Here is a 4,187-nt window from a genome sequence, read left to right on the forward strand (position 1 = left end):
CCCGCAGGGCTTGCGCCATGCGGGCTTTCAGGACTTCATCGGATGACTCTGGTAATCACCGATGGAGAATTTTGGTGGGCTGGCGGAGTCTGAATTAATCCATTAAATACATATTTTTATTGGAGATTTATCAATTCAATTTTCATCGGTATACCTAAGCGTATACCAATGGCGATTTGTTGCAGTGTCGCCTGAGTTTAAGCAAACTTGTTTTTCGAATGGACCACATCAAGAAAAAAGTTTTTTTGCATTTAACTGTTCACACTGTTCACCTTTGATTTTTTACAAGTAATTTCATGCGGTTAGATGGTGAACATACGGTGAAGAGTGAACAGTGGACTGTTCACTCTTAAGTTATGTTTAGGGAGTAAAAGACCGGCTGTTGCCATCTGAGGTCGGTTAAGCCGCTGCGGGTTTGTCTGCCTGTAGCTACTTCGAAGAAAGGGCAAGTCTGCGCACAGTCATCAGGAAATTGAATGGGGTTGAATCCCACAACTCAGGTGAAAAATCAAATCCATACCGGCTTTTGAACTCCTCATCCAGCCTGTCTCCGTAAAGCGCAAGGAAAGAATCGACCTCTTCGGCTAACTCTTTTAACATCCAGTCGGGAGCTGTTTTTTTATAGAGTTCAACCGTGCCTTCAATAGTATCCTCTCCCTCATTTATGAGGTCATGATCCTGATTGAAATAACCCTGAATCAGCTGATCAAGATGATAGAAACTTTGCATAATCCACCTATCCTATGGGGTCGGGAATGCTGTAAGGATATAGTAAGGTTTTCCGTTATACTCTTGCAGTTCGATAACAATCCTCACTCCACGCATGCTAATGCGCTGTGTGCTGCCTCGCGTGAATCCATACCCAACCTCCTGACCGGCAGGATAATTGATTGTAAGGCGTCCACCGTTTTTACCACCTCCGAGTAAGGATTTGATATTTGCCCGGTTAAGATAGACTGCCCTCGAAATAACATTTTCAGCAACATTTAAATCTTTAAATGTTGAAGACATAACAAGTCGCTTATTTTTCTCGAATCGGGCAAGTAACTCACTGTCAGTTTTTCCGACATGATTTGCGAGTGTATGCCCGCCGGGTTTGAGACCCGTAACTGATTCATGCTGGATCAATTTGATGCGACCAGCTTTAATTGCAGCTACACGGACGGCACCAATAGCAGCTGCAAATCCAAGCGGAACGGCTATATCAACTGTCATGCCGATATTGAGGGCGGTGTCTTCATCAGCACCAAGTTCTCTTGCTGCGCTCACAGCAATCTGCCAGGTGGCTGAGCGTGTATCACGACCGGTTATCACCTGTCTGGCTGCGCTTTGAACAGCGTCAAGACTATGTGCACCAACAACCACACATCCCGCTTTCGTTAGTCCTGTTGGTTCTGGCGCGATACATAGTGCTGTGGCACCGGCCATTTCTACCGCTCCGAGTAAAACACCAAGTCCACCCAACAATCGGTTACTCAGTGTTTCCGCCTCTGTGACGCTCTTATCTGAAAGCACCGCCGCCAGTTGTACCGGCGACATAACAACGACCATTCCACCTTCTTCCATAACAGTATCCCATTCCCCCATATCCTAACTCGATAATAGCCAAAACTTTCTTCGGTTGATAAGAGTAAATTCTTAGCCTTACTTATTTATTTAATCTCCTTATATTCGGCTGATATAAAAAGACCGGCTGTAGCCGGTCTGGAGTGGGTTATGTCGCTGCGGGTTCATCGCATTTCGGCAGCCAGTCGGTATCTGTCCGATAACGTCAAACAGCGCTATCACCAGTGCATGAACATCGAATGCTCGGCCACGTTCCGCACGCTTGGATCCATCGACGGGGTTATTCGTTCACCGGCAACAGAGCCGGTTATCCCTGCACCCGCACCGGCGACCACCGTTAACCGTGCCGGTGCGTAAGCACGCCCAGTCATCAGGAGAAACATACGTGACCACACTGACGCTACAGAAAGCCTTTGAGGCCTGTCAGGCAAACAAATCTGCCTGGCTGCAACGCAGGGAAGAACTGACGCAGGCCGAGCAGGCATACCGCGAACAGCTTGCCGGCAGCGGCCACAGCGGCCGGAGCCTGCAAACGCTGCGCGAGATTATCGACGTGAAAAAGTGGGGAATTAATCAGGCTGCCGGTCGCTATATCCGTTCGCATGAGGAGGTGCAGCGCATCAGCATCCGCGACCGTTTAAATGATTTTATGCAGGCGCACGGCGCGGAAGTGGCCGCCGCCCTGGCCCCTGAGCTGATGAATTATTCCGGGCAGCATTCCGCCGTTCAGCGCTGCGCCATGCAGCACTCACTCGATTATCTGCGCGAGGCGCTACAGCTCTGGCTGGTCGCCGGTGAAAAAATCAATTATTCGGAGCAGGACAATGACATTTTAACGGCCATCGGATTCAGGCCTGACGCGGCTTCGCGCGTTGATAGTCGTGAAAAATTCACACCTGCACAAAATCTGAATTACACCCGCCGTCGCGCAGAACTGGCCGTGCAGTAGTCCACTTAAAAATCCCCCGAAAATCCCGCCATTTTTACGTATAACAGCCATGCATGCATAAGGTGCATGGTTTTGCATGCGTTTTACAGACACTGAATCCCCCGCCAGCGCCAGCACTGGCGGGCCCTGAGGCCGTTCATGCACCTGCATTAAAAGCGCCCCCTTAAGCGGGCAGGCGTGGCGGGGAGAGCATTGCGCGCAAACATTGAAGAGCTCAATTTTTTCAAAGATTGAGAACGTAACTGAGTCTGCACGATTGATCTACGAAACTAAGTTAGCATTGTAATCGGCAAGTGAAATGTAAAATGCTATTGGCCTGAATTTATTTTTTTGACTTTTAGATGATGTTATTGAGGTTTTTTTAATGCCATTGGCTTTGATAAATGTTTGTGAAATAGGTCTTTACTAGCCGCGTTAACATGATTTGATGGATTTACGTGTGTTCGCTGAAAATGAAATTGCAACTTGTTTAAAATGTAATGCTATCCTTTTTATAACTCGTCACAAAGATTGGATGTTAATTTGGTTTGCTTATTTAATGTTTTTGCGACGTAATTTCAACATAAGAAGAAGCAAACCATTCTACAGGTTTTTTGTTTTTCAAATCATCCCCATCAAAATTGTCATCTGGGGTTGATCTGAATGTGATATAGTAAACACCTGGCTTATTTAATCCAACGATATAGCTAAGAGTTTTTTCTGCTCCGATCAAAACATGAGTCTTGGGTAATGACTTACTTTTGGATTCTGGAGAGTTTTCTTTATCTCTCAAAACGGTATAAAGATTAGGTGTAAAAGATTGAGATTGCTCAACCTTATCGCCATTCGCACTCACTTTATATACAGTTAAAGCACCTTTAGATGTTTCAAAAGATAATGGGCGTTTACCGTTGTTTTTTATGGTTACATTAATAATCATTCCTAGTTGGGTTTTTAATGGAGTTACATTTATGGCAATGCTGCTAGAGTCGGTGCCCTTAATTTGCTCTTTTATTTGTTTTAATTCTTCGTTGGCCTTTTTTAGTTGGAGTTCCGCATTGTTAGCCATTTGCAATGCATTAAAGGTATACAAAGCCCACGCGCCACCAATTATGATGGCTAGCGAAATGACTATGTAATGGATACCTGATAAAAAATTATTAGATTTATCATGGTTATCCCACCATTTTTTTATGAACCCCATCGTTACCCCTTAAATGCCTTCAAAGTCATCAGGTTCTACATCATCATCATAGCGTTTTTTCTGAGGATTTGCGGGTTTATTTTTCTTGTTTAGTTTCTGTACAGGGACTTTTAGTGCTAATCCGCTTTTCACTTCCTCAAAGTTTTCATCATTTTTTACTTTATTAATTAATAAAGATATTGAATCGTAATTGTTGTCAAAAAATAGTTTGTCGTTGTCATCTGCGAAAGATGGCTCAATGTTGAACATGATAAGAAATGTGCAGACAACTAATAGGCTTTTTTTACGATTCCCGGACGTTTTTGCCCAAAGGTCTCCAGGGGAAAGAAAAACCTGCTGTGTCGTTACTGTAAATGTCCTATTTTTGCGTAACTCTTTATATGTATTTTCAAAGAGTTCTATTAATTCTTTATTATCGAAATCTAAGTTGTCATTGTAGGCGATTGTTTGAGCAATGGCTTCAATTTTATTTATGATTATGGAATATTG

5 protein-coding genes and 1 pseudogene are annotated in these 4,187 nt (G+C 44.1%); 2 read left to right on the forward strand and 4 right to left on the reverse strand.

Annotated features, from left to right (window positions below; translation table 11 throughout):
- Positions 1-429 precede the first annotated feature (429 nt).
- Both IM267_RS20895 and IM267_RS20900 read right to left on the reverse strand, forming a co-directional pair.
- Positions 430-729, reverse strand: a complete 300-nt coding sequence (locus IM267_RS20895; protein ID WP_059443636.1) for a contact-dependent growth inhibition system immunity protein — start codon at positions 727-729, stop codon at positions 430-432.
- Positions 730-741: 12 nt separating this feature from the next.
- Positions 742-1,587, reverse strand: coding sequence for an RNase A-like domain-containing protein (locus IM267_RS20900; protein ID WP_226848250.1), 846 nt, complete (start codon positions 1,585-1,587; stop codon positions 742-744).
- A 129-nt stretch (positions 1,588-1,716) separates the two neighbouring features.
- Between IM267_RS20900 and IM267_RS20905 the strand changes: the two genes are divergently transcribed.
- Positions 1,717-1,923, forward strand: coding sequence for an ogr/Delta-like zinc finger family protein (locus IM267_RS20905; RefSeq protein ID WP_193034224.1), 207 nt, complete (start codon positions 1,717-1,719; stop codon positions 1,921-1,923).
- A gap of 28 nt (positions 1,924-1,951) precedes the next feature.
- Positions 1,952-2,515, forward strand: coding sequence for a phage polarity suppression protein (locus IM267_RS20910; protein ID WP_193034225.1), 564 nt, complete (start codon positions 1,952-1,954; stop codon positions 2,513-2,515).
- A gap of 535 nt (positions 2,516-3,050) precedes the next feature.
- Here the strand turns inward: IM267_RS20910 and IM267_RS20915 are convergent.
- On the reverse strand, positions 3,051-3,698 hold the full coding sequence (locus IM267_RS20915) for a hypothetical protein (RefSeq protein ID WP_193034226.1): 648 nt from the start codon (positions 3,696-3,698) through the stop codon (positions 3,051-3,053).
- Between the two features lie 9 nt (positions 3,699-3,707).
- Positions 3,708-4,187 (reverse strand): annotated as a pseudogene (locus tag IM267_RS21415) (hypothetical protein); the annotation flags it as partial.

The sequence above is a fragment of the Enterobacter cloacae complex sp. P15RS genome, assembly GCF_014895905.1.
Lineage (GTDB): Bacteria > Pseudomonadota > Gammaproteobacteria > Enterobacterales > Enterobacteriaceae > Enterobacter > Enterobacter quasihormaechei.